The 22,988-nt window shown below is 62.1% G+C and carries 20 protein-coding genes and 1 other RNA gene; 17 read left to right on the forward strand and 4 right to left on the reverse strand.

Annotated features, from left to right (window positions below):
* The first annotated feature begins 1 nt into the window (after position 1).
* From ACIQC0_RS15025 to ACIQC0_RS15035, 3 genes are all read left to right on the forward strand, one after another.
* Positions 2 to 1,126 carry a DegT/DnrJ/EryC1/StrS family aminotransferase gene (locus ACIQC0_RS15025; protein WP_377214879.1) on the forward strand — a complete coding sequence of 375 codons (1,125 nt, stop codon included), beginning with the start codon at positions 2 to 4 and terminating at the stop codon, positions 1,124 to 1,126.
* Entirely contained in the window at positions 1,126 to 1,872 is a 747-nt protein-coding gene (locus ACIQC0_RS15030) for a cytidylyltransferase domain-containing protein (RefSeq protein WP_377214880.1), read from the forward strand. The genes ACIQC0_RS15025 and ACIQC0_RS15030 overlap by 1 nt, the downstream gene beginning before the upstream one ends.
* A 64-nt stretch (positions 1,873 to 1,936) precedes the next feature.
* Positions 1,937 to 3,355 carry a GNAT family N-acetyltransferase gene (locus ACIQC0_RS15035; RefSeq protein WP_377214881.1) on the forward strand — a complete coding sequence of 473 codons (1,419 nt, stop codon included), beginning with the start codon at positions 1,937 to 1,939 and terminating at the stop codon, positions 3,353 to 3,355.
* 114 nt (positions 3,356 to 3,469) lie between these two features.
* Here the strand turns inward: ACIQC0_RS15035 and pseI are convergent, their stop codons facing one another.
* From pseI to ACIQC0_RS15055, 4 genes are all read right to left on the reverse strand, one after another.
* The gene (gene pseI, locus ACIQC0_RS15040; RefSeq protein ID WP_377214882.1) at positions 3,470 to 4,522 is read right to left on the reverse strand and encodes a pseudaminic acid synthase; all 1,053 of its coding nucleotides are present in this window, start codon (positions 4,520 to 4,522) and stop codon (positions 3,470 to 3,472) included.
* 52 nt (positions 4,523 to 4,574) lie between these two features.
* Positions 4,575 to 5,969, reverse strand: a complete 1,395-nt coding sequence (locus ACIQC0_RS15045; protein ID WP_400536122.1) for a lipopolysaccharide biosynthesis protein — start codon at positions 5,967 to 5,969, stop codon at positions 4,575 to 4,577.
* Positions 5,962 to 6,993, reverse strand: coding sequence for a hypothetical protein (locus ACIQC0_RS15050; protein ID WP_377214884.1), 1,032 nt, complete (start codon positions 6,991 to 6,993; stop codon positions 5,962 to 5,964). The genes ACIQC0_RS15045 and ACIQC0_RS15050 overlap by 8 nt, the downstream gene beginning before the upstream one ends.
* A 371-nt stretch (positions 6,994 to 7,364) precedes the next feature.
* Positions 7,365 to 9,593 (reverse strand): GH25 family lysozyme, encoded by a 2,229-nt coding sequence (locus tag ACIQC0_RS15055; RefSeq protein ID WP_400536125.1) that lies wholly within the window; start codon positions 9,591 to 9,593, stop codon positions 7,365 to 7,367.
* A 759-nt stretch (positions 9,594 to 10,352) separates the two neighbouring features.
* Between ACIQC0_RS15055 and ACIQC0_RS15060 the strand changes: the two genes are divergently transcribed.
* From ACIQC0_RS15060 to ssrA, 14 genes are all read left to right on the forward strand, one after another.
* Positions 10,353 to 12,365 carry a S8 family serine peptidase gene (locus ACIQC0_RS15060; RefSeq protein ID WP_400536128.1) on the forward strand — a complete coding sequence of 671 codons (2,013 nt, stop codon included), beginning with the start codon at positions 10,353 to 10,355 and terminating at the stop codon, positions 12,363 to 12,365.
* A gap of 218 nt (positions 12,366 to 12,583) precedes the next feature.
* Positions 12,584 to 13,807 carry a CpaF family protein gene (locus tag ACIQC0_RS15065; protein WP_377214887.1) on the forward strand — a complete coding sequence of 408 codons (1,224 nt, stop codon included), beginning with the start codon at positions 12,584 to 12,586 and terminating at the stop codon, positions 13,805 to 13,807.
* Positions 13,804 to 14,661 carry a type II secretion system F family protein gene (locus ACIQC0_RS15070; RefSeq protein ID WP_377214888.1) on the forward strand — a complete coding sequence of 286 codons (858 nt, stop codon included), beginning with the start codon at positions 13,804 to 13,806 and terminating at the stop codon, positions 14,659 to 14,661. The genes ACIQC0_RS15065 and ACIQC0_RS15070 overlap by 4 nt, the downstream gene beginning before the upstream one ends.
* Positions 14,658 to 15,599, forward strand: a complete 942-nt coding sequence (locus tag ACIQC0_RS15075) for a type II secretion system F family protein (RefSeq protein WP_377214889.1) — start codon at positions 14,658 to 14,660, stop codon at positions 15,597 to 15,599. The genes ACIQC0_RS15070 and ACIQC0_RS15075 overlap by 4 nt, the downstream gene beginning before the upstream one ends.
* A 55-nt stretch (positions 15,600 to 15,654) precedes the next feature.
* Positions 15,655 to 15,873, forward strand: a complete 219-nt coding sequence (locus ACIQC0_RS15080) for a hypothetical protein (RefSeq protein ID WP_377214890.1) — start codon at positions 15,655 to 15,657, stop codon at positions 15,871 to 15,873.
* Positions 15,874 to 15,897: 24 nt separating this feature from the next.
* Positions 15,898 to 16,311 (forward strand): TadE family protein, encoded by a 414-nt coding sequence (locus ACIQC0_RS15085; protein WP_377214934.1) that lies wholly within the window; start codon positions 15,898 to 15,900, stop codon positions 16,309 to 16,311.
* A complete protein-coding gene (locus tag ACIQC0_RS15090; RefSeq protein ID WP_377214891.1) occupies positions 16,292 to 16,870 on the forward strand; it encodes a hypothetical protein in 579 nt (192 codons plus the stop codon). Before ACIQC0_RS15085 ends, ACIQC0_RS15090 begins: the two co-directional genes overlap by 20 nt.
* 23 nt (positions 16,871 to 16,893) lie before the next feature.
* A complete protein-coding gene (locus ACIQC0_RS15095) occupies positions 16,894 to 17,355 on the forward strand; it encodes a pilus assembly protein TadG-related protein (RefSeq protein WP_377214892.1) in 462 nt (153 codons plus the stop codon).
* A gap of 45 nt (positions 17,356 to 17,400) precedes the next feature.
* Positions 17,401 to 18,516 (forward strand): peptide chain release factor 2, encoded by a 1,116-nt coding sequence (prfB, locus tag ACIQC0_RS15100; RefSeq protein ID WP_377214893.1) that lies wholly within the window; start codon positions 17,401 to 17,403, stop codon positions 18,514 to 18,516.
* Positions 18,517 to 18,717: 201 nt separating this feature from the next.
* A complete protein-coding gene (ftsE, locus tag ACIQC0_RS15105) occupies positions 18,718 to 19,506 on the forward strand; it encodes a cell division ATP-binding protein FtsE (protein WP_400536135.1) in 789 nt (262 codons plus the stop codon).
* Entirely contained in the window at positions 19,503 to 20,417 is a 915-nt protein-coding gene (ftsX, locus tag ACIQC0_RS15110; RefSeq protein ID WP_377214895.1) for a permease-like cell division protein FtsX, read from the forward strand. The genes ftsE and ftsX overlap by 4 nt, the downstream gene beginning before the upstream one ends.
* A gap of 103 nt (positions 20,418 to 20,520) precedes the next feature.
* Complete coding sequence (locus tag ACIQC0_RS15115; protein ID WP_377214896.1) at positions 20,521 to 21,873, forward strand: peptidoglycan DD-metalloendopeptidase family protein; 1,353 nt, start codon at positions 20,521 to 20,523, stop codon at positions 21,871 to 21,873.
* A gap of 87 nt (positions 21,874 to 21,960) precedes the next feature.
* Positions 21,961 to 22,434: an SsrA-binding protein SmpB gene (gene smpB / locus ACIQC0_RS15120; RefSeq protein WP_377214897.1), complete on the forward strand. Its 474-nt coding sequence runs from the start codon at positions 21,961 to 21,963 to the stop codon at positions 22,432 to 22,434.
* A gap of 90 nt (positions 22,435 to 22,524) precedes the next feature.
* Positions 22,525 to 22,893: a transfer-messenger RNA gene (ssrA, locus tag ACIQC0_RS15125) on the forward strand.
* Positions 22,894 to 22,988 lie beyond the last annotated feature (95 nt).

Below are 22,988 nucleotides of genomic sequence, written 5' to 3' on the forward strand. Positions count from 1 at the left end.
AGTGCTTCCCTATGGCCGCCAGTCCATCGACGACTCCGATATAAAAGCAGTAGCTGAGGCGCTCAGCAGTGATTGGCTGACGACGGGTCCGAAAGTTGCCGAGTTTGAAGCCGCGATCTCCGCGGTAGCGGGCGGCTCAAATGCTGTTGCCGTAACTTCCGGCACGGCGGCACTTCATGTTGCCTATGTTGCCGCAGGAATTTCGGCTGGCGACGAGATTGTCACGACCCCCCTTACATTTGTGGCGACGGCTGCAACAGCGGCTATTGCAGGAGCGAAGGTGATCTTCGCTGATATCGATCCTGCGACCGGAAACCTCGACTTGGAGGCCGCCCGTTCCGCAGTGACGTCCAAGACCCGTGCCATCACGGCTGTAGACTATGCGGGATTACCGGTAGATGCGGCAGCCTTCAAGGAAATGGCCCACCAGTCGGGTGCGCTTTTTATCGAGGATGCGGCCCATTCCGTCGGTTCCCTGCTTCACGGTGTCCCGGTGGGGCGCCTTGCTGATCTGACAACGTTCTCATTTTTTCCGACCAAGAATATGACTACCGCCGAGGGCGGCGCTGTTGTCAGCCCAGATGAACGGCTCGCCGAAAAAGCCCGCCGCTTCAAGGGGCAGGGGCTCGTCCGCGAAGCAGATCAATTGAGATTTCCGGACGAGGGACCCTGGCACCAGGAAGTCCATGAGTTTGGCCTCAATTACAGGCTTCCGGATGTCTTGTGCGCTCTTGGCATCAGTCAGATCGCCCGCCTTGAGTCTTTCCGCCGCCGGCGCCAAGCGATCCATGATGTCTACAACGAAGCTTTCTCGGGCATACCTGAGTTGACTATTCCGGGGACCGTGGAAGGTGCGGAGCCAGCGTGGCATCTTTATCCGCTGCGTGTCCCTGCCGAGCGGCGAAGGGCCATTTTCGAAGCCCTCAGGGACCGCGGCATTGGTGTGCAAGTCAATTACATCCCCGCCTACTGGCATCCTGTCTTTGAGGACCTCGGCTACAAACGGGGTATGTGCCCGGAAGCGGAGCAATACTACCGTGAGGAAATCTCACTGCCCCTTTACCCGGGGCTGACGGACTCGGAAGTGGAGCGTGTCGTTGACAACGTTCTGTCCGTAGTCGGCTGATGGGCGACGTGCAGGCCCCGCGGGTTGTAGCGGTCATCCAGGCAAGGGTTGGCTCGTCGAGACTGCCTGGCAAGGTTTTGCGCAACCTTGGCGGCACGTCAGTGCTCGAATGGGTTGTTCGCGCTGCCCAAGCCGCAACTGGGGTCGACCAGGTGGTGATAGCAACATCTACTGAGTCCGGTGATGATGCGATAGCCGGATTTGGGGAGGCCCAAGGCGTGCAGGTGGTTCGCGGAAGTGAAAATGACGTGCTGAGCAGGTTCATTCTTGCAGCCGACGCAACCCGGGCTGATGCAGTTGTGCGGTTGACGGCGGATTGCCCTTTGCTTGATCCTGCCGTTATCTCCCAGGTCGTGGCGATATGGCGGAATGACATCGGCCTCGATTACGTTTCCACTACCCAGGTCCGGTCCCTGCCTAGGGGCTTGGACGTGGAGCTGGCCACCACCGCCGCTCTGGAAAGGGCCGCCCGGCGCACGGAACCTTATCACCGTGCCCACGTGACAAGCGCCCTCTACGAGGAGGGCGCTGGCTTCAACTGCGGCGCGTTGACGTTTCGTCCTGCATCGGCCCAATACAGGGTCACACTCGATACAGTTGAAGATGCCGGGCTTCTGGACGCTCTGGTGCCCATGCTTCCAGTCATTCCGCCCAGTTGGCGGGACGTCGTTGATATCCTCACCAACCATCCCGAAATTGTTGCCATCAATGCTCACATTGAACAGAAGGCATTGAGCGAGGGTTAAGTTGAGAGTATTGCTCAGATGCGATTCTACGAAGTCGCAGGGGCTGGGCCACGTGATCCGAACGATGGCCATCGCTGAAGCTGCCAGCGCGGCCGGGCATACGGTGGAGTTTTCCGGTGAGGTGGCCAGCCCCGTGGGGCGGCAATTGATCGAGAAGACCTGTTCCGCGTTACATCCGCAAGCTGAGTCGCCGGAGGCGGTGGTGCGGCTCGCACGTGAAATCGACGCCGACGTCGTGCATATAGACACATATGCCGAGCAAGACGGTCTGAGCCGTGAACTTCGTCGGGCGGGTATCCTGCTCTCCTCAATGGAGGACGGCGATTTTGGGCGCCGGCCGGCCGATTTGGTCATCGACCCCTCGCCCGGGGCTGAGCTGCGATACCGTCCTAGCGATGGCTCACACCGCCACCTGAGGGGAGCTGGCGCAATTCCCATACGCCGATCCATTGTGAATCTGCGCGGCGGGGACGGCTTTGCCGGCGTTGCTTCCGGACCGAAATCCGTGATGATCCTCATGGGCGGGACTGACGCCCGGGATATGACTTCCCGCTGCGTGGAGCTCTGGGCCCGCGCCGGAGTTGGCTCGCATTGTATCGTTGTGAATCCCGGTGTCCGTCACGGTTTCGCCGCAAAGCTGGCCGGAGACCAGACTCTGGAAGTGTTGGAGCCTTCGCTGGAGGTTCCCCAGTGGTTCCCTGCCATGGATCTTGTCATCAGCGGTGCCGGCACGACGACGTGGGAACTGGCCACTTTGGGCGTTCCCATGGCGCTGGTGCAGCTCGTCGATAACCAAGCGGAAAACTACGCATTCGCCACCAGAGCAGGTATGGCGTTTGGTTTGGGGAACGCAAGTAGCGGCGATTTGGACGAGGAAGCCGCCATCAACGGTCTGCGCAGGATTCTTCGAGAGGATGGCATGAGAGCCCGGCTTGGAGAGCAGGGCAGGAAAGTTGTCGACGGCGGAGGTGCTGACCGCGTCGTCCGGCTCTGGGAAGAACTGGTCGACAGGCGTTCCGGTGTGGCCGTCAGGCCCGCGGACCTCGGAGATGCAGCCCAGCTTTTTGATTGGCGGAATGAACCCTCCGTCCGGGCAGTTTCCAGGGAAAAGCAGGAACTCTCCTGGGACAAGCACGTTTCTTGGGTTTCCCGCACGGTCCACAGTCCGGAAGCCTGCTTGCTCGTTGCAGAGTACGACGGTGCTGCTGCCGGAACTGTCAGGTTTCAGGTTTCGGAGAAGAATAACTGGGAGGTCTCGATCACCATAGCTCCGAGCATGCGGGGGAAAGGAAAGGCCGCCGAGATCCTTGCCGCAGCGGAGAGCCGCTTTTTTGCTTCCCATCCGGACGCCGTGCTGCACGCGGCCATGCTGACGTCGAACGAAGCGTCCTACAGGTTGTTCCTAAAAGCTGGCTATGACAAAGGCGCAGGTGACGATACCTGGCACCGGCTGATTAAGGGCAATCCGGATTTTCAGGCATAGCCGGAATGCTCGGCCTGCTCTCTGGAGAGGGGCAGCATATGGGCAGGGCCTCTGGTCCCGGCGGCACGAGTGCCGGCCCCGGGACCAGAGGCCCTGCCAAGGGTCGCGTCCGGGCTAGACGACGTCCCAGGTCAGTGGCGTTCCAGCATCGCAATCCCTGCGGAAGGGACGTCCAAGGACCGTTTCGTACATGGATGGCTCAAGCCCCCCGGCCGGCCGGATCGAGCGAACGTTCTCGGATGTCGCAGGCTCACCCTGTTTAACTGGCTTTACGATGTACAGCGACCTCCGGAGCCGCCGGCTTTCCGATTCGCCGGCGGTGTGGCGAATGACCGGAGAACCCAAGGCTTGCCATGCGGTATCACTTTCTTGGACCAGCGCTGTAAGCTCATGCGGCTCAAGGGAAAAATCGGAATCCACGCCGCCGTCAGTGCGGCTTAGTGTTACGTGCTTCTCAATCACGGTCGCGCCAAGCGCTACTGCCGCGATGGATGCACCGATACCCATAGTGTGGTCCGAGAGGCCCACTTGCACGCCAAAGGCATCCCTGAGAACCGGTATGGTGCGGAGATTCGATTCAGAGGCTGCCGCCGGGTATGAAGAAGTGCAGGCAAGCACGACTATCTGGTCGTTGCCTTCCTCCCGAATCGTGCGGACCGCGTTATCGATGTCCGTCATCGAAGCCGCGCCGTTCGAGAGAATGATTGGCTTACCAGTGCGTGCCACGAGCCTGAGGAGTGGAATATCCCCGATTTCGAGGGAAGCGATCTTGTACAACGGGGCGTCCAGTGACTCCAGAAGGTCCACTGCCGTTTCGTCGAACGGGCTGGAAAATGGGATCAGACCGTGGGAACGTGCACGCTCAAAGATGGGAGCGTGCCATTCCCACGGCGTGTGTGCCTCGGTGTACAGCTGGTAGAGATTCTTGCCACCCCAGAGCGGATGGTCCGGGCTGATCGTGAACTCGGGGTTGTGGGAATCAATGGTGATGGTGTCAGCGGTGTACGTTTGCAGTTTCACGGCCTGCGCGCCGGACGCTGCGACCATGTCGACGATATCAAGAGCGCGCTGCAGGTCACCGTTGTGGTTGCCCGACACTTCCGCAATGATGAAGGGCCGTTCCGAACTGCCGATTTTTTGGCCGGACACTTCGTAGGATGAATGCATTACTTCCCTATCTTGTTGAGACGCAGTTTTTGATCGTTGATGCTTTTGCCCTCTACCATGATGCCAGCCCCCGCCTTCGCGCGGCTAAAAAGCATCCGACGGCGGCTATGGCCGCCACGCTGATGGTGGCCGCCCCTACCGGTGCCGTGGTCGGAAGCAGAAAATTGCCGCCAATGCAGACGGCGGAGCCCAAGGCGGCCACAGCATACGTGCGCAGCGGAATCGATGCAGGGAGCATTCTGGCCGCAATGATGTAATAGGCCACGCCGAGTCCGGCGAACGAGGCGGCCTTTACCGTGCCAAGCAGCCAATAGTGGTCGCTTTGCGCCGGGAGGACTGCTACACCGATTGTCGCAATGAGGACCAAGGGCGTAACCCATGTAAACGCACCGGTCTTCTGCCGTGCAAACATCACAGACATAGCCACCAGGTACAAGGCATAGCCACAGGCAACACCTGGCAGGACTTTGGCAAGTTGCATGACCTCATGGTCGTCGCCTTTGAGCACCAACATCCCCAGGGTAGCCGCAGCGGATCCACCAATGGCTATGGCGCCGCCCATGATAGCGGCCTGATTTCCGACGGCCCTGATGTTTTCAGCGAGGCGTTCTCCTTGCGAAGCCTCGAAGATCCGGGCGGTCCACACGTTATTTAGCGCCGACAGGACGGCGAAAGGTCCCAAAGCAAACGCCGCAGCCGCGACGTATCGGCCGACCGCCCCGGAATTTTGGAAGTGCTGCAACAGGAAGGAATCACCCTGCATCAGTAGCATGATTGCCATGCTGTGCGGCACGACGGGAAGCCCCAGCCGAAAGGCGCCCTTTACCGCGGGCCAGGCTTTGCCTGGCCATAGGGGGCTTGCCAGCGCAAATGCGGCACCGGCGGTCACGAGCATGCCGATGGTGAAGGCGATGAGATACGTGACTGAGTCCGCGCCTATGAAAGCGATGGCTAACAGCCCGAACAGATGGGCGCCCAGCGACGCGCCCCCACTGAGGATCATGAAAGACAAGGCCCTGCGCTGGCTCCGAAGTATCGCTTGTGCACCGACAACGACGCTGAGGAGCCCGGTGGCCGCTATTGCCCAGGCAAAGGTGGCAGCTGACTCGCGGTCAGGGCTAAGCAGATAGTACGCCGAAGCTGCCGCGATCGAGATGCCGAGGCTGAGGGCAGTATTGGCGCCATGGATTGCCCTGGCATGCAACCTGCCCACCTTTGGAGTAAAGTACGCCCTCGTGATGGCCAGGGGCAGCCCTGCGGAAAGCACGACTTGCCCAACCTGCAGCAGAACAGCTGATAACCCGACTCGTCCCCACTCAGTGGGGTCGAGGATCCGGATGGAGAAGGGCTGGACCAGGAGGGCGCCAGTTCCTTGAAGGGCAGCGCCTAAGAGGTAGTACGCAGATTGCCTGGCAGGGGAAGCCGCAGCCGCTTTGGAATCAGCCAAGATGGTCCAGGGAGGGAGCTACCAGTGCTGTCGAGACGCTTCGGGGAAGTCTGTCCGGCAGGTGCTCCAAAGGGGACTTCAAGAAGTGCAGTGGGGATAGTTTGACCTCGTTGACCAGTGGTCCGACCTCGCGTTTTTTCCAGCCGAGGATGGCTTGTGCCTTGGCAAGCGGCGCTCCGATCCAATAATCCGTGAAAGCGCGCACGCCGGGTGAGTCCCAACCCAGCGTACGTCGGAGATCATCCGGGGCCTGCAGGTAACCGCGTCCAAGCTCGGCGTTGGCGATTTCCAGCAATTCAGAAGCGGAACTGGATTCCTCATAGAATTCCGGCCACAGCCTCTGCAGGTATTCCTCGGATGAGGTCTCCTGGATTCCTGCTATCTGAAAGTGCGGTCCATAGATGCTCACTGGTGTCCCCACCGCCGCCGCATAGACGAGAGCCGTCGCCAGCCTGTTTGAAATCACTTTGCGCGAGCTCATGATCAACCACATGACGCGCGCCAGAAAAGCGGGGTCGCGGCGCTCACCGGCGGTGGTGATCCTGTGGCCGGCGTTGGTCCAGGCCTGGACTATGTCAGGTTTCTGCAGATCATCGATGTGCATACAAACGAGCGCGGAGCCTTCCCGCTCAAATACTTCACGCGCGTAGGCTGCCTGGTCCCCATCGACGGAAATCAGCCGGGTACCGTGGAACGGAAAGACGACTGCATCGATGGAGCGCTCAACAACGGTTCCACTAGCCTTGACCATGTCGGCCAAGTAGAGAGCCGGAGACCCGATTGCGGTGCTGCGGAACCCCGTTTCGCGGTAAGACTGTTCTTCGGTCCACCCTCGGGAACTGTGCGTCCATGTGAACAGTTTTCCTGCTGGGGCAGAGCCTGCCAGATCCGCGAAGTGGGTACGGATAGGGGTTACCGGGGTCCATCCGTGTTGCAGGAGACCTGCCATGTGGCGAGGACGCGACAATCCTGCGTGGCCGGCAAGGACCGCAGAATGGCCATAGAAATGATTCTGGATGTCCATTCTGGACCGTTTCTCCTCTAAGGGTTCACATAGCTGACGTTGGGTTTTGCCTGGGGGACCGCGTTAAAGGATACGTCAACAACCCGAGTCGGACTGCGGTGCAACGACGGTCTGAAAGCCATCCCGTCTGAACAGCAGTCTATTCGCTTCAGCTGACCTCCCTCACCCCTCCGGGAAAGCGTGCACCCTAAGCGCGTCCAGACCGCCGCATTGGCGCTGGCGCCGTTCCTGGCACCCTTCTTTGCCGAGCCGGGGCCAGGTGCCGCTCCCACCAAACGACGGCGGCAGCACCGTCGTCGTGCGTTCCACTACTGAAGCAGGCCGCGGAGTCAGCTACGACCCACGTCGAGGTCGCTTGACCAGGCGCTGGTCTAACTGGTGCCAGCGTTCAGTAGCACGCTCCGGAAACCGCCCGTACCGTTCCCTGTGGTTAGCTGGAAGCTGCCGTCAGCTTGCCGTACCAAGACGTTGGGATGACCGGTGGACGCGAAGTTCTGGCTCACAAGCACACTGTCGGCGTCTTTCCATGGGGGCGTCAATGCACGTCTTGGCAGGAACCCGCCCGTGCCGCTGCCGGGGTAGAGCCACGAGGACCCGCCGCTGGTGGTGGCAAGGAGGTCAGACTTCCCATCCCCGTCGAAGTCGCCGGCCGGGACAATCGAATCGAAAACACCCCACCCGCTGCCGATCGTTCGACGGGGAAGGAACCCGCCGGATCCGTTCCCGGGATACAGCAGCAAGGCGCCATCCGATGTCCTTGCGAGGATGTCGTTGCGACCGTCCCCGTCCCAGTCGCCGGCACCAATGACCGACGTAAAGATGTGCCATCCCCTGCCAATGGCTTTGCGGGGGAGGAAGTTACCCCGGCCGTCCGTGGGGTAGAGATAGAGCGTTCCGTCGGCTGCCCTGGCGATGAGGTCGCTGCCGCCGGCACCATCGAAGTTCCGTGCATTGGCAACCCAGGTAAACGCTTGCCACCCCGCGCCGACCTGGCGGCGGGGGAGCCAACCTCCGTGCCCGTTCCCGCGGTACAAGTACAGTTCGCCCGTCTTCGCACGGGCAAGGACATCAGCTTTGGAATCGCCATCGAAATCGCCGGCATCCATCACGGTCGTAAAGGTTTGCCAGCCCGACCCGATGCGGGTAATTCCTGAGAATCCGCCGTTGCCCGCGCCGAGGTAGCTACGGAGCTGCCCGCCAGAATCCCTTGCCAGAATGTCAGGCTTGCCATCCGCGTTCAGTTGCAGCCCTCCTATGACGGATGAGAACGCGTTCCATCCCTGGCCAATGAGAGTCCGCTGCTTGAATCCCGCTGCGCCGTCACCTGGGTATAAATAAAGGTCGCCGTCCCCGGTGCGGGCGAGAAGGTCAGCGTTCTGATCGCCGGTGAAATCCCCCGCCGGCAGTACAGTTCCGAATTGCCCCCACCCGTTGCCGATAGTGCGCCTTGGTTTGAAACCCTTCTGGCCGTCGCCAGGGTACAGCCACAAGGTTCCGTCGGCTGCTATGGCTGCCAGGTCGTTCTTACCATCGGAATTGAAGTCGCCTGGGGCAAGTACGGAGTTGAAAATGGTCCACCCGGCTCCGACCTTGACGCGGGGCCGCACGCCGCCTTGGCCGTCACCGGAATAAAACCAAAGCGCGCCAGTTACATCACGGGCCAAGATATCCCCAACGCCGTCGCTATTGAAGTCTTTGGTCGCAACCACTACGTCATAGATCGTCCAGCCAGTGCCAATGCGGGTGCCGGCATCAAAGGATCCGTCGCTTCGACCTCTCTGTAGTGACAATGTGCCGTCTGACGCGCGGGTCATGAGGTCGGGCCGTCCGTCAGATGTCACATCCCCGGCGGAAAATCTCAACGGGCGTGTGTACTCAGCCAGAGGGATGCTTGTGGCGAAACGGTGAAGCCCGGCGAGATCCCCGTTCCATACATTTGAGTCACCGGCGAAAGGACCCGTGCTGCTGTACTGCCAGATGCTGTACGTGCTCCAACTGGAACTGGGAACGGGTCCCGCATTGTTCGTCGGCGAGCTGGGGTAGGCGGCAATCCACAATGGATAGTCCCCGAACCCCGCAGGATTACCGAGGCACTGGTTCCACCAACTGGTATTGGTGTAGATAACGGGCAGCCGCCCGGTCAACGACTTCATGGTTTTGCCGAAGTCCCGGACCCAAGCACCAAGTTGTGCCGGCGACATGTTGTAACAGGTGTTGCCAAAGTAGAAGCCGTTGATAGTCCGGCCCGCATAGGGGTTGAACTCGAAGTCCAAAACGGGTGGCATGGTGTAGCCATCCGCAGACCAGCCACCGCCGTTCTGCACAAAGAATCGCGCCTGGTCTGCACCTGAAGACCAGTTGGGGATGGCAAAGTGGTATGCGCCGCGGACCATCCCGACACTGCGGGACCCTTGGTACTGCGAACTGTAGGACGGATTTTTGTAGTAGTTGCCCTCGGTAGCTTTTACGTAGGCGAACCGTGCTCCCATGTCCCACTGCTGCTGCCAGTTCACGCTGGACTGATGGCCGCTGACGTCAAGCCCCGGGACACCGAAACTCGGCTTCCAGGTCCCCGCAACGCCAACTTCCTGGGTGGTCATTGTCTCCAAACTCTTGCTGGATGACGCCGCGACACGGGCCGAGCGCTGCCCCATCTCTGCGCCGCCGACTCCTACCGCCTGAGCCATGGCTGCCTTGGCGGCCTCCGACGGCGTGTCCCCGTCCGGGAATGCCCGGGTGCCCGGATCGACCGACGGCTCCAGGCCCGGCGAACTCATCGCTGGTGCAGTCGTTGCCGAAGCCGATGCTGTTTCCTCCACAGAAGCTTCGGACGGGTCCGTGGCAGGCGACGCGATTGTAGGAGACGGGGATGGTTCACCCGAAACGGCAAAGCCCGGCACCCCGGGTCCGGCGATAAGAGCAGCCGTCAAAACAGTTATCCCCACGACTCGCAGGCCTGGGCGACGGGCGGTGGACGGGTTCGGCTTCATTGGGTAGCTCCGGAGACAACAGTGCGTGTGGGCGCGTCGTATGGTTTTGCAGTTCCGAAGAGTTGGAACTGTGAATATTGAGACTTGTCGGGCCCAACCCTAACACCCACCCCGTGAGGGGGCCAGAGTTTCCATTGTTACAGCAGTGACGATTGAGCCACACTTAAATTTGAAGTTCCAGTAGTCCAAGGCGGTGCGCAGGATCTCCAAAGGAATTGCGCTGTAGTTCCCCTTGTAATGCTGGTGGGGGCTAACGTGGAAGGAGCGCGCACCACCGACCGGCTCCGGTTGATATGGAGGTACGGGCCCAGATCCAGTGGAGTTGGACTCCAGGCCGAAGGCCGAGCCGCGATCAGACAAGGAAGAAGAATGCGTTTTCAAATGCGTCGTCCAGCTAATTTGGCGGCGATCCTCGTGTCGTGTGCAGTGGTGCTCGCCACGGGGGTTCCCGCAGTGGCTGATTCTGCCAACTCCGGCAAGGTAGAAAACATGGGCGGCCAGGAGGAGACGTCGGTTGCCGACGCTTCAGCCGGGGCAGAAGTCACTTCCCAAGGTGCCTCCGGCGAGGGGCAGTACATCGTCAGGTACGCGGAAGGTACCGACGTCGTTGCAGAAGCAAAGAAACTGCGCGCGCAGAACGTTGGTGTGGGACGCACATTCTCCCACGCCATACGGGGTGCCGTCGTAGCGGCCACGCCAGCTGAAGCTGCAGCTCTGGCGCGCTCCAAGCAGGTATTGTCAGTGGAACTGGATAGTCCGGTGGCAATCACCGAAAGCCAGCAACCGGCGCCATGGGGTCTGGATCGAACTGACCAACGCACCTTGCCATTATCCCGTAGCTACGTTTACACATCATCCGGCCAGGGTGTCAGCATCTATGTCGTTGACACAGGGGTCAGGGCCTCGCATGTGGACTTCGGTGGTCGGGTCAAGGCTGGCTGGACTGCCATTAACGATGGGCGGAACGCCGGAGACTGCCATGGACATGGCACTCACGTCTCTGCTACGGCGGCCGGCAAAACTTATGGTGTTGCCAAGTCAGCTACCGTTGTTCCCGTTCGGGCACTCAAATGTGACGGGTCGGGGCTTACTTCCAACGTCATTGCCGGACTGGACTGGATCGTCGGGCACCATCAATCCGGATCACCTGCGGTAGTTAACTTGAGTATTGGTGGCTTCACCAGTTCATCCTTTGATGCCGCAGTCATGAGGACCGTTGATGACGGAATGACGGTCGTGGCAGCCGCCGGCAACTTAGGCCGGGATGCGTGCGAAAGCTCTCCCGCGCGGGTGCCGTCGGCACTGACCGTTGCTGCCAGCGACTCTGCGGACCGCCAGGCATCATGGTCCAACTATGGCCGGTGCGTTGATCTCTATGCGCCAGGGGTCGGCATCACCGCTGCCTGGTACACCTCGGATACAGCCACTGAGTCTCTGTCCGGCACGTCCATGGCCGCCCCCCACGTAGCAGGCGCCGCGGCAGTCCTCCTCTCGGCCGATCCTGACGCCACTCCTGCCGATATCAGCGCCAGTATCTTGGCGAATGCGACGGCCGGAAAGGTTACTGCGGCCGGATCCGGCACGCCCAACCGGCTGCTTTATTCAGATCCGTTGACCGGGGTCACCGAGACACCAACCGAACTGCCAACGGCGTCGATACGCAGCGCCGCAGATACTGTGGCTGCCGGCCCTGATGGCACCCTATGGAATTATCCCTCTGATGGGCAGGGGGGATTTGAAGGAAGGGTTGCCATCGGTTCAGGCTGGTCCGGCCTCCTGACAGGATTCGTCACAGACTGGAACCAAGATGGAGTTTTCGACCTTATCGCCCAATGGAAGGATGGCCGTCTCAGTTTCTATCCCGGAATTCAGTCAGGCGGCTTCAGCCCGGCCCGGACCATTGGAACCGGCTGGGCCGGCTATAAAGTGACGGTAGGCCAATGGAAGAATACGGACCGGTACCCCGGCATCGTTGCATATGATCCGGCCGGGACGATGTGGTTCTACCCCAACAGCACGGGGGGGTCCCTTAGCGGACGCGTGAAAATTGGATCCGGATGGAGCGGTCTCTACACCACCATGGCCGACTTCGACCGGGACGCCAAGCAGGACATCCTCGCAAGGCGCAGTGACGGGAGCCTCCTGCTCTACCGCTCGACGGGGACGGGTACCTTTGAGCCGGAGCCCCGCCCCATAATCGGAAGCGGCTGGAACAGCGTCAACTCCACGACCGAACTCGATGGGTACCAGGGGGCTGGCAGTAACGGGCTGTTGGCGCGCTGGACGGATGGACGCCTCGTCTACTACCCCATCCATGGCGGCTCATGGGGGACGCCAACTACCGTTGGTCTGGGCTGGAGCACGTATAACATTTTCCGCTGAGGACCCTATCCGCGTTCCTCCGGCATGGCAGCGCCTCGCTTCCGAAGTTGAGAGGGAAACGTGCGCTCTTCGGAGGAGTCCGGCGGTGGCAGCTGGTTTTACGCTGGTCCTGTTATCCACAGCCGGCCGGATGTGACTTGGCGGCGTGGTGTACAGTCCTTAGGCTTTACCCAGTCGCACTGCCTCAGCCGGAGGCGGCGGATCATTTGGGGGACTGCGTGGATGCTCTGGGGATAGTCGAGGACGAGGTGCGGGAGCTCATCCGGCGCCGTGGCCTGGATCCCTCCAGGCAGGCCGGGGAAGTCCGGCGGCTCGTGGAAGCGGCTGTCACGGATTATGACGAGCGTGCCCTGCTGGGGCCGCTACCTCCGATTGGACCTCTGGAGGCGGCACGCAAGTTCCTGTTCGACGCCGTCGCCGGGTTTGGCGTCCTGCAGCCGTTGCTGGATGACCCAACGATCGAAGAGATCTGGATCAACGCCCCTCACGAAATATACGTAGCCCGTAACGGGGAATCTGAACTGACCTCGCTCAGCCTCTCGGAGCAGCAGGTCCGCGACCTGGTGGAGCGGATGCTCAAGAGTTCAGGCCGGCGGCTGGACATGTCCACGCCGTTTGTGGATGCCGCCCTTCCGGACGGGTCCCGGCTGCATGTAGTAATTCCGGATGTCACCCGCCGCCACTGGGCCGTTAACATCCGGAAGTTTGTAGTGAAGGCAAGCAGGCTCGAGCACCTCGTCGAGCTGGGAACCCTCACGCCGCAGTCGGCCCGGTTCCTCGGCGCGGCCGTTTCCAGCGGGCTGAACATCCTCGTCTCAGGTGCCACGCAGGCCGGCAAAACGACCATGTTGAACTGTTTAGCCGCAGGAATTGGCAGCCGCGAACGGGTGATCACCGTTGAGGAAATCTTCGAACTGCAATTCCCGCTCCGCGATGTGGTGGGCCTTCAGTGCCGCCAGCCCAATCTCGAGGGCACCGGGGAGATCCCCCTCCGGCGCCTGGTCAAGGAAGCACTCCGTATGCGCCCCGACCGGCTCGTTGTAGGCGAAGTACGCGAAGCCGAAAGCCTCGACATGCTCATCGCCTTGAACTCCGGAATGCCTGGAATGTGCACCATCCACGCGAATTCGGCGCATGACGCCGTCACCAAGCTCTGCACGCTTCCGCTGCTCGCCGGAGAAAACATATCGTCTGCCTTCGTGGTCCCCACGGTGGCATCATGCATCGACCTCGTCGTCCATTGCAGCCGGCATGCCAACGGACGCCGGCAAGTGACTGAGATCCTGTCCCTGGGCCGGCGGGTGGAGAACGGAGTCATCGAGTCATCACCAGTCTTTGTACTGGCCGACGGTGCGCTCCAGCCGCGGGCCAATGCCATGCCGTCAGCGGAGAAATTTGCCCGGGCCGGCTACGACGTCGCGGCGCTGCTGGACCTGCGATGATTCCGGCATTCCTCGGGGTAACCACCGGCGCAGGGCTGTTCCTGGTCTGGTGGTCCTTTTGGGAGACATCTCCAGCGGCGCCGCGGGAAGCGCGGACAAGCCGACTGGCCGATCTCTTGGCCGCGGCCGGCGTGGACAAGGTTTCAGTTGGAGGGCTGCTGGGAACATGCGCCGGCCTTGGCGCCTTCGTGACACTGCTTTTCTTTGCGGTGAGCGGCTCGTGGCCCATCGCCATCTGCTTCGGTCTGTTTGCGGGGTGGCTGCCTATTACCATGCTGCGATGGCGCGCCAGAAAGCGGACAGCGCTCCTGCGCCAACTCTGGCCGGACGTCGTCGATCATCTCCGCTCTGCCATCCGTGCCGGCCTGCCCCTGCCCGAAGCTCTTATCCAACTGGGCGACAAAGGGCCGGAGGAACTGCGGCAGGTGTTTCGGGAATTCGGCGCTGACTACCGGGCGGGGGGACAGTTCGAGGGCTCCCTGAACAAGCTCAAGAACAGGCTGGCTGACCCGGTCGCGGACAGAATCATCGAAGCACTGCGGCTGACCCGGGAAGTGGGCGGCTCAGACCTGGGCAAGCTGCTTGGCACCCTTGCAGAGTTTCTGCGGGAGAGCGCAAGGACGCGGAGCGAGCTCGAAGCGCGGCAGTCGTGGACGGTCAACGCCGCCCGGCTTGCCGTCGCTGCCCCGTGGATTGTCATGCTCCTGCTGTCCACCCGGCCAGAGGCCGTGCAGGCCTACAACACTGCCATGGGCGCCGGCGTGCTGTTGGGCGGTCTCATGATCTCGCTGGCCTGTTACTCCATCATGCTCCGCATCGGCGCGCTTCCCGAAGACGAGCGGGTGCTGCGATGACTTCGGGGTACCCGCTCGCCGCCGTTCTGGGCATCCTTCTGGGGACCGGGCTGTGGCTCATCATTTTCCGTTCTCCCTATATGCGGGCAACAAGCTTCGCCGAGCGCATTGAACCCCAGTTAAGAGCCCAGAACCTTGAATCCCGGCTGCTCCGCACCGGTGAGCAGAACGTGACGCCATTCGGCCCGCTGGAACGGATTCTCCGCCCGATTCTCCGCGACGCCCTTGGCCGCCTCGGGCGGCTCAACCCCGCACCCGGTGCTACCGAAAGACGGCTGGCCCAGGCCGGAATCCAGAAGTCATCCGTGGATTTCCGCGCTGAGCAGATGCTCTGGTCGGCTGGAGGCTTCGCCGCTGCGCTCATCGTCATTGTCCTCAGTGCTGCCGCCGGACGGTTCAACCCTGTCTTCGCTGTGATCGTCGTGCTCGGCACCGCCGTGGGCGGCTTCATGATGCGCGATCACTGGCTCGGGGTGCAGATACGGCGCCGGGAAGTACGCATGATGGCTGAATTCCCCAGTCTGGCTGAGCTGATGGCACTCGCCGTCAGTGCGGGTGAAAGCGCCAGCGGTGCCCTGGACCGGGTATGCCGCAGCTCGCAGGGAGAGCTGAGTAAGGAATTTGCCACGATCATGGCCGAAACACGGGCGGGCAAGCCCCTCGTCCGGGCACTCCAGGAATTCTCCGCCCGTACCGACCTGGCACCGCTGGTCCGGTTCGTCGACGGAATCATCGTTGCAGCCGAAAGAGGTACGCCGCTCTCAGACGTGCTCCGCGCCCAGGCACAGGATGTCCGGGACACAGCCAAGCGCGATCTCATGGAGGCGGCCGGCAAGAAGGAGATTGCCATGATGGTCCCGCTTGTCTTTGGTGTCCTGCCCCTCACCGTCATTTTCGCCGTCTTCCCGGGCATCGCTGCGATCAATCTGGGATTCTAGGAAGGCTGCCCATGAACCTGGCAAACCCGCTGCAACTCAACGAACAGGACAAGATATGAAGAAAATGGGACTCCGCCTGACCGTGCTCCTTCTCGCCGCCACCGGCAGGGCCGCAGCAGCCCGCCATCCCGTGGACCATCCTGAGCGCGGCGACGTCCCCGGCTGGGTCATGATCACCTTAATGTCAGCTGTCCTGGTCGCCGCACTGCTCGCGCTCGCCGGGCCCGCCCTGGAAACGATGTTCAACCAGGCAATGGACAGGGTCGGAAGCTGATTCATGGCTGTCCCATTCCGGGGCATGGCCGTACCGGGGAGGGGACCACGGACGGGCACCCCCGTGCCAGGCCGTGAAGAGGGCTCGGCCGTCGTGGACTTTGTCCTGGTGGGCAGCCTGCTCGTGGTGTTCTTTATGGCCATCATCCAGTTGGCTCTCGTCCTGCACGTCAGGAACACCCTCATCGACGCCGCTGCGTCCGGCGCCCGCTATGGAACGCTCGCAGACCGGGGAGCGGCGGACGCAGAAGAACGTACCCGCAGCCTCATAGGCCTCGCCCTCAACCCAGAGTTCGCCGAACACGTATCCATCAGCGAGGTGACAGTCGGCGGTCTTCGCACTCTTGAGGTTACGGTCCGCGCCCCCATGCCGGTCATTGGTCTGATCGGGCCAAGGGAGACCCTGGAGGTGAAAGGCCATGCCCCCGTGCAGCCCTAGAATCAGGCACAGCCCCAACACCCAGTACAGCCCCAACACCCCAGCCGGCCGTGGTCACCGGTACCGCGAACTGGCCTGCATCGGCTCGTTCCTGCGCCGCGGACTCGACCAAGAACCCCGCATCCGGGAAGCCGAAGCCGGAAGGGACAGCGAACGGGGGAGCGCGGTAGTGGAGTTCACCTTCCTGGCGCTGCTGCTGATGGTGCCGATCGTCTATTTCATCATTACCGTCTCCCAGATCCAGGGCGGTTCCTTCGCCGTGGTGGGCGCGGCAGACCAGGCCGCGAAGGTCTACGTTGCCCAGCCGGACGAGGCAGCCGCACTCGCTGCCGCCGAACAGGCCGTGGCCATCGCGCTCCGGGACTTCGGGCACGGCACTGAAGCAGCAAGTGTGTCCGTGGCCTGCACCCCTGCCGACTGCCAATCCGCTGGAAGCGCTGTCTCTGTCACCGTTCGCTTGGACATCCCGTTGCCCTTCCTGCCGTTCAACCCGGGATTCCGGCTGGGTGCCACCGAAGTAGAAGCATCCTCGACCCAACTCGTGGGCCGGTTCCGGTGACGTCCATGAAGCCAGTGACGCACATGAAACAGGGAGCAGCGGTAGAACAGCAGGACTGCGAGGCCGGACAGATTACCGTTATGGTCCTGGGCTTTGTGGCCATGTCGCTGCTGGTCACCACCGTGGTCATCGGCATTTCGTCCGTATACCTCGAACACAAGCGCCTGCTCTCACTGGCCGACGGCGCCGCGTTGGCGGCCGCCGACAGCTACACCTTAGGTGAGGTGCAGACCAGGGGCGGGCCGCCGTCGGCATCGCTGAATGGTGCCCGCGTCAGAAACGTCGCGGCAGATTTCGTTGCCCGCAGCCCCGGGTCTCTGCGCTTTGACGGCCTGTCCGTCGCGCCGGCGACGGGCACACCGGACGGTGCCACCGCCGTCGTCGTCCTCACCGCTGTGGTGCGTCCACCCGTTGCCAACTTCCTTGTTCCCGGCGGGATCCCCATCGAAGCCTCGTCCACCGCCCGGTCGCGGCTGACCCGCTGAGGTCCGGACCGGACGTTTCCACGGATAGCGTAGGGTTAAACGACCATGGCCAATATTGATTTTTCCGCAGAAATCCGCGCTTTGCGCGCCACCTATGAGTCCATCGAACGGGTCACCGACATTGACGCGCTCAAGGAAGACATAGCTGAACTGAGCGAGCGGGCAGGCGAACCGGACCTGTGGGACGACCCCGCTGCGGCCCAAAAAATAACCTCCCGCCTGTCCCACCGCCAGTCCGAACTGGAGCGCCTCACCACCCTGGCCTCCCGGATCGACGACCTGGAAGTCCTTGTGGAACTGGGCCAGGACGAAGACGACGCGGATTCCATGGGGGAGGCGGCCGCGGAACTGGAATCCATCCGAAAGGCCCTCAAGGACTTGGAAGTGGTGACCCTGCTCTCCGGCGAGTACGACGAACGTGAAGCCGTTGTATCCATCCGGGCGGGGGCCGGTGGCGTGGATGCCGCCGATTTCGCGGAGATGCTGCTGCGCATGTACCTGCGCTGGGCAGAACGCCACGGTTACCCCACCACGGTGATGGACACGTCCTACGCCGAAGAAGCCGGGCTCAAGTCCGCCACCTTCGAGGTCAAGGCCCCCTACGCTTTCGGCACTTTGAGCGTCGAAGCCGGAACGCACCGGCTGGTCCGCATCAGCCCCTTCGACAACCAGGGCCGCCGCCAGACCTCGTTCGCCGCTGTGGAAGTCATTCCACTGATCGAGCAGACGGACTCCATCGAGATTCCGGACAATGAGATTCGGGTGGACGTCTTCCGGTCCTCGGGCCCCGGCGGCCAGTCCGTCAACACGACAGACTCCGCGGTGCGCCTCACGCACATTCCCACCGGCACCGTAGTGTCCATGCAGAACGAGAAGTCGCAGCTGCAAAACCGTGCGGCGGCCATGCGTGTCCTCCAGTCACGGCTCCTCCTGCTCAAGAAGGAACAGGAAGACGCCGAAAAGAAGGCGCTGGCCGGGGATGTGAAGGCCTCCTGGGGTGATCAGATGCGTTCCTACGTCCTCAACCCCTACCAGATGGTGAAGGACCTCCGCACCGAGCACGAAGTCGGCAACACCTCTGCGGTGTTCGACGGCGAAATCGACGATTTCATCGATGCGGGCATCCGCTGGCGTACCGATAACCGCAACGCCGAAAAGTAGGCAAAGGCACGTCCGCTGCCGCTGCGTGCCCGGCGGCTGCGGCCCCCCGATCCGGCGACACACCGCCCCAAACCCCGCGAAGAGGCCGTATGCCCTGCGTATAGTCGAAAGGCCGGGGCCCTACTTCCCCCAACGAAAACCCGTGCACCGGCTGCAGATCTGTGCTGTCCCAGGCCCAGCCGCTGCAGGGTACTTAGGGCCATGATCCGATTCGAAAATGTCACCAAGGTCTACGACCAAAAAGCCCGGCCAGCGCTGGACTCTGTCAGCCTTGAGATTGAGCGGGGCGAGTTTGCCTTCCTCGTCGGCGCATCCGGCTCAGGGAAATCGACCTTCCTGCGGCTCGTCCTGAAAGAGGACCGCGCAACATCCGGTGCTGTCTACGTGGCCGGCCAGAACGTCGCCAAGATTTCGAGCTGGCGGGTGCCGCGCCTCCGCCGCGGCATCGGCGTCGTCTTTCAGGACTTCCGCCTGCTGCCGCAGAAAAACGTCTTCGCCAACGTCGCGTTCGCCATGCAGGTCATCGGCAAGAGCCGCAGCGTCATCAGGGATACCGTGCCCGAGGTGCTCAAAACAGTGGGCCTCGAAGGCAAGGAACACCGCATGCCGCACGAACTCTCCGGCGGCGAGCAGCAGCGCGTCGCCATTGCCCGCGCGGTGGTGAACCGCCCGGGGATCCTCCTCGCCGACGAGCCCACCGGAAACCTGGACCCCACCACGTCCATGGGCATCATGGGCATCCTGGACAAGATCAACCAGAACGGCACCACCGTGGTGATGGCGACGCACGACGACGACATCGTCAATGAGATGCGCAAACGGGTGGTGGAACTCAAGAACGGCGTGGTGATCCGCGACGAAGCCAAGGCTCTGTACACCTCGTTGATCCCGGTCGTCGGACAGTCCAGGCGCCTTAAGGATGCCAGCGGCAGGGAAACGCCCGACGGCGGCCTTCCGGGCAATGGTGCCGAAAGCGAGGCACAGCGGTGAGGCTCGCATTCATTCTTTCCGAGATCGGCAGCGGCCTGCGCCGGAACCTGTCCATGGTGGTCTCCGTCATTCTGGTGACCTTCGTGTCCCTGACGTTCGTGGGCGCGGCCGGCATGCTGCAGATGCAGATCAACCAGATGAAGGGCTACTGGTACGACAAAGTCCAGGTGGCCATCTTCCTCTGCGGGGAAGGTTCGACGGCGGCGGGCTGCTCCGGGGGGTCCGTCACCGCCGAGCAGCAGGAGAACCTGAACGCCCTGCTCGAATCGCCAGCGGTCAGCCAGTACATCAACGACTTCCAGTTCGAGTCCCAGGAAGAGGCCTACAAGCACTTCAAGGACCAGTTCTCGAACTCGCCCATCGTGGACTCCGTCACGCCGGAACAACTCCCCGCCTCCTTCCGGATCAACATGAAAGACCCGGAGAAGTACCAGATCATCAGCGAGACGTTCTCCTCCCAGCCCGGTGTAGAGACCGTCATTGACCAGCGCCAGCTGCTGGAGCGGCTCTTCTCGGTGATGAACGGCGCTTCCCTTGTTGCCGTGGGCATCGCCGGCGTCATGATTGTTTGTGCCATCCTGCTGATCGCCACCACTATCAGGCTGTCCGCTTTCAGCCGCCGCCGCGAAACCGGAATTATGCGCCTGGTGGGTGCCTCCAAGACCGTTATCCAGCTGCCGTTTATCCTGGAGGGCGTCATCGCCGCGGTCATTGGTGCGACGCTGGCCTCCGGGACGCTCTGGGCTGTGGCCCACTTCTTCCTGGGCGACTTCATGTCCCGGCAGTACCCGGACACGGCGTTCATCTCGTCCAGTCAGACCCTGATCCTTGCACCTGCCTTGATAATCCTTGGCGGATCCTTGGCTGGAATTTCGTCACTCTTGACCCTACGCCGATACTTGCGCGTCTAAGCTAATGCAAGCCGAACAAGGAATACCTATGAATGCCATGGACCAAATAAAGAGCGGCCGCCCCGGCTGGGGTGGCCGCGCGCGTGCGCAGAGAACCGGGCTGATGAGCGGTGTCCTTGCCGTGGTCTTGGCCGCAGGACTCGCTTCCTCGGCCCCCGTGGCGTTCGCCGACGAACTCGAAGACAAGCAGGCGGCCCTCAACGCAGAAGCGGCCCGCGTGCAGCAGTCGCTGGAGTTCGTGGACGCCCGCATCGCCAAGGCTGCAGGCGACCTGGTGATTTACCAGGGCCAGCTCCCCGGAGCGCAGCAGGCCCTCCTCGAGGCCCAAGGCAGGGTGGCCGGAGCCGTCAAGGAAGTGGAAGCCCTGTCCGCCCGCGTGGACATGGCTCAGCAGAACAAGGCCAAGATCACCCAGCAGCTGGAAACCGACAAGAAGAAGATCGCCGACACCAAGAAGCTGATAGGCCAGATCGCCACCCAGGCTTACAAATCCGGCGGCGTGCCGTCCAACCTGTCGCTCTTCTTCGGTTCCAACAGCGGCTCCAGCCTGACGGAGACCATGGACCTGGCAGACCAGGCTATGCGCAGCCAGAACGCCGCCATGGACAAGCTCTCCCAGCAGAATGCCACCAACGTGAACTCCCAGGCCCGCCTCCAGGCCGTGGAAGCGGAGATCAAGGACCTCAAAGCGAAGGCTGATGCTGCCCTGGTCCGCGAGAAGGCTGCCCGGGATGAAGCCGCGGCAAAGAAGTCCAAGGTGGACAAGCTTATTGCCGACACCTCCCGGCTCAACAAGGAACTGCAGGCAGCGAAACCTGCCATCCAGACCCAGTTGGCGGGTGTGAAAGCGAGCCAGGTTGCCGTTGCCTCCGAGATCAAGGAACGCGACCGCCGGCTTCGCGAGGCGTGGTTGGCCGAACAGCGTCGGCGGGCTGCTGCTGCTGCCGCCGCTGCCGCGGCCGCCGCGGCAGCGAGGAACCAGCCGCCGCCCCCGTCGCAGCCGTTCGTTCCGCCGGTGGGATCGCCGTCGGCCTTTGGACTCCGGCACCCCTTCTCCGGAGGAGTGCCGATCACTTCAGGTTTCGGTTGGCGTGCCACGCCGCCGGGCACCATCGACTTCTATGGCACCGGCGGTTATATGCATACCGGCATCGACTTCGGCGCTGCCTGCGGCACACCCGTCTATGCGCCGGCGGCTGGCGAAGTCTTCAGTTCCGGTTGGAATTCGGCCGACGGCGGCGGCTGGCGGGTCAAGATCTCCCATGGCGTTGTGCAGGGCAATACCCTGACCACCATCGTTTACCACAACGCCAGCGTCGTCGTCTCGGACGGCCAGCGGGTTTCCCAAGGGCAGCTCATTGCCTACTCGGGCAACACAGGCAACTCCACCGGCTGTCACGCCCACTTTGAAACGTGGCTGAACGGTTCCGCCGTTGACCCGATGGGACTGCTCTGAGCCGGGCTTTGGCCTGCCGTACACTGGTAGGACTCCGCGGCCGGCAGGCCGGGAGGCCAAAGGATTCTTGGAATGAGGAGTACGCCCGTGCCTAAAGAAAGTGGCCGGAAAGTGGTGGCCACCAACCGCAAGGCCCGGCACGACTACCATGTGCTGGATACCTATGAGGCCGGTATCGCCCTCATGGGCACCGAGGTGAAGTCCCTGCGCGAGGGGCACGCCTCCATGGTGGATGGCTTCTGCACGTTCTACAACGACGAGCTGTGGATGGAGGCCATCCATATCCCCGAGTACAACCAGGGCAGCTGGACCAACCATGCGGCACGCCGGCGGCGCAAGCTGCTGCTGCACCGCGAGGAGCTCAATAAGATCGCCCACAAGATCCGCGAATCCGGGTACACGGTGGTCCCGCTGCAGCTGTACTTCGTTGACGGCCGTGCCAAGGTGGAGATCGGGGTAGCCCGCGGTAAGCGGGAATACGACAAGCGCCAGACACTGCGTGAGCAGCAGGACAACCGCGAAGCCCAGCGTGAAATGCGGGAGCGCAACCGCCGCCGCTGACGCTCCCGCGCGACCGGGAATGATTTGCCAGGGACATGCGTTATTATGGATAGTCCGGCGGGCGTGCCTGCCGGTTTGGTAACAAAATACGGGGATGATCGGTTTCGACGATGTTAGTCGCGACAGGTGAAGCGGGCCGAGGATGCAGAATTATCTCGTTAACGCTGTCTGCAAACCAATAAGTGCCGAATCTAAGCGCACTGACTTCGCTCTTGCTGCCTAAGCAGTAAGACAGTCCGTCAGCCCGGGGTTGCTATCGCCCCGGTTCCTGGCGTCATTTAGATAGCCACTGCTGTTTACCCTCGTCATCGGGGTGAACGGGACTCTTAGGTGACTGGGCCCGGATCAGCCAGCTGTTTGCAGCATGGCTGGGGCCGAGAAAATCCGACGCAAACTGCGCCCGGAGAAGCCCTGACAACACGACATCGGACGGGGGTTCAATTCCCCCCATCTCCACTTTTGTGATGAGTCGAGACATCCTTCACGGATGAGTCGGGTCATCGGTTACACCCCGGTCTTCGGACCGGGGTGTTTTTCTTTGTCCGGATGTTCTG

The organism is Pseudarthrobacter sp. NPDC092419 (assembly GCF_044755045.1).
Lineage (GTDB): Bacteria > Actinomycetota > Actinomycetes > Actinomycetales > Micrococcaceae > Arthrobacter.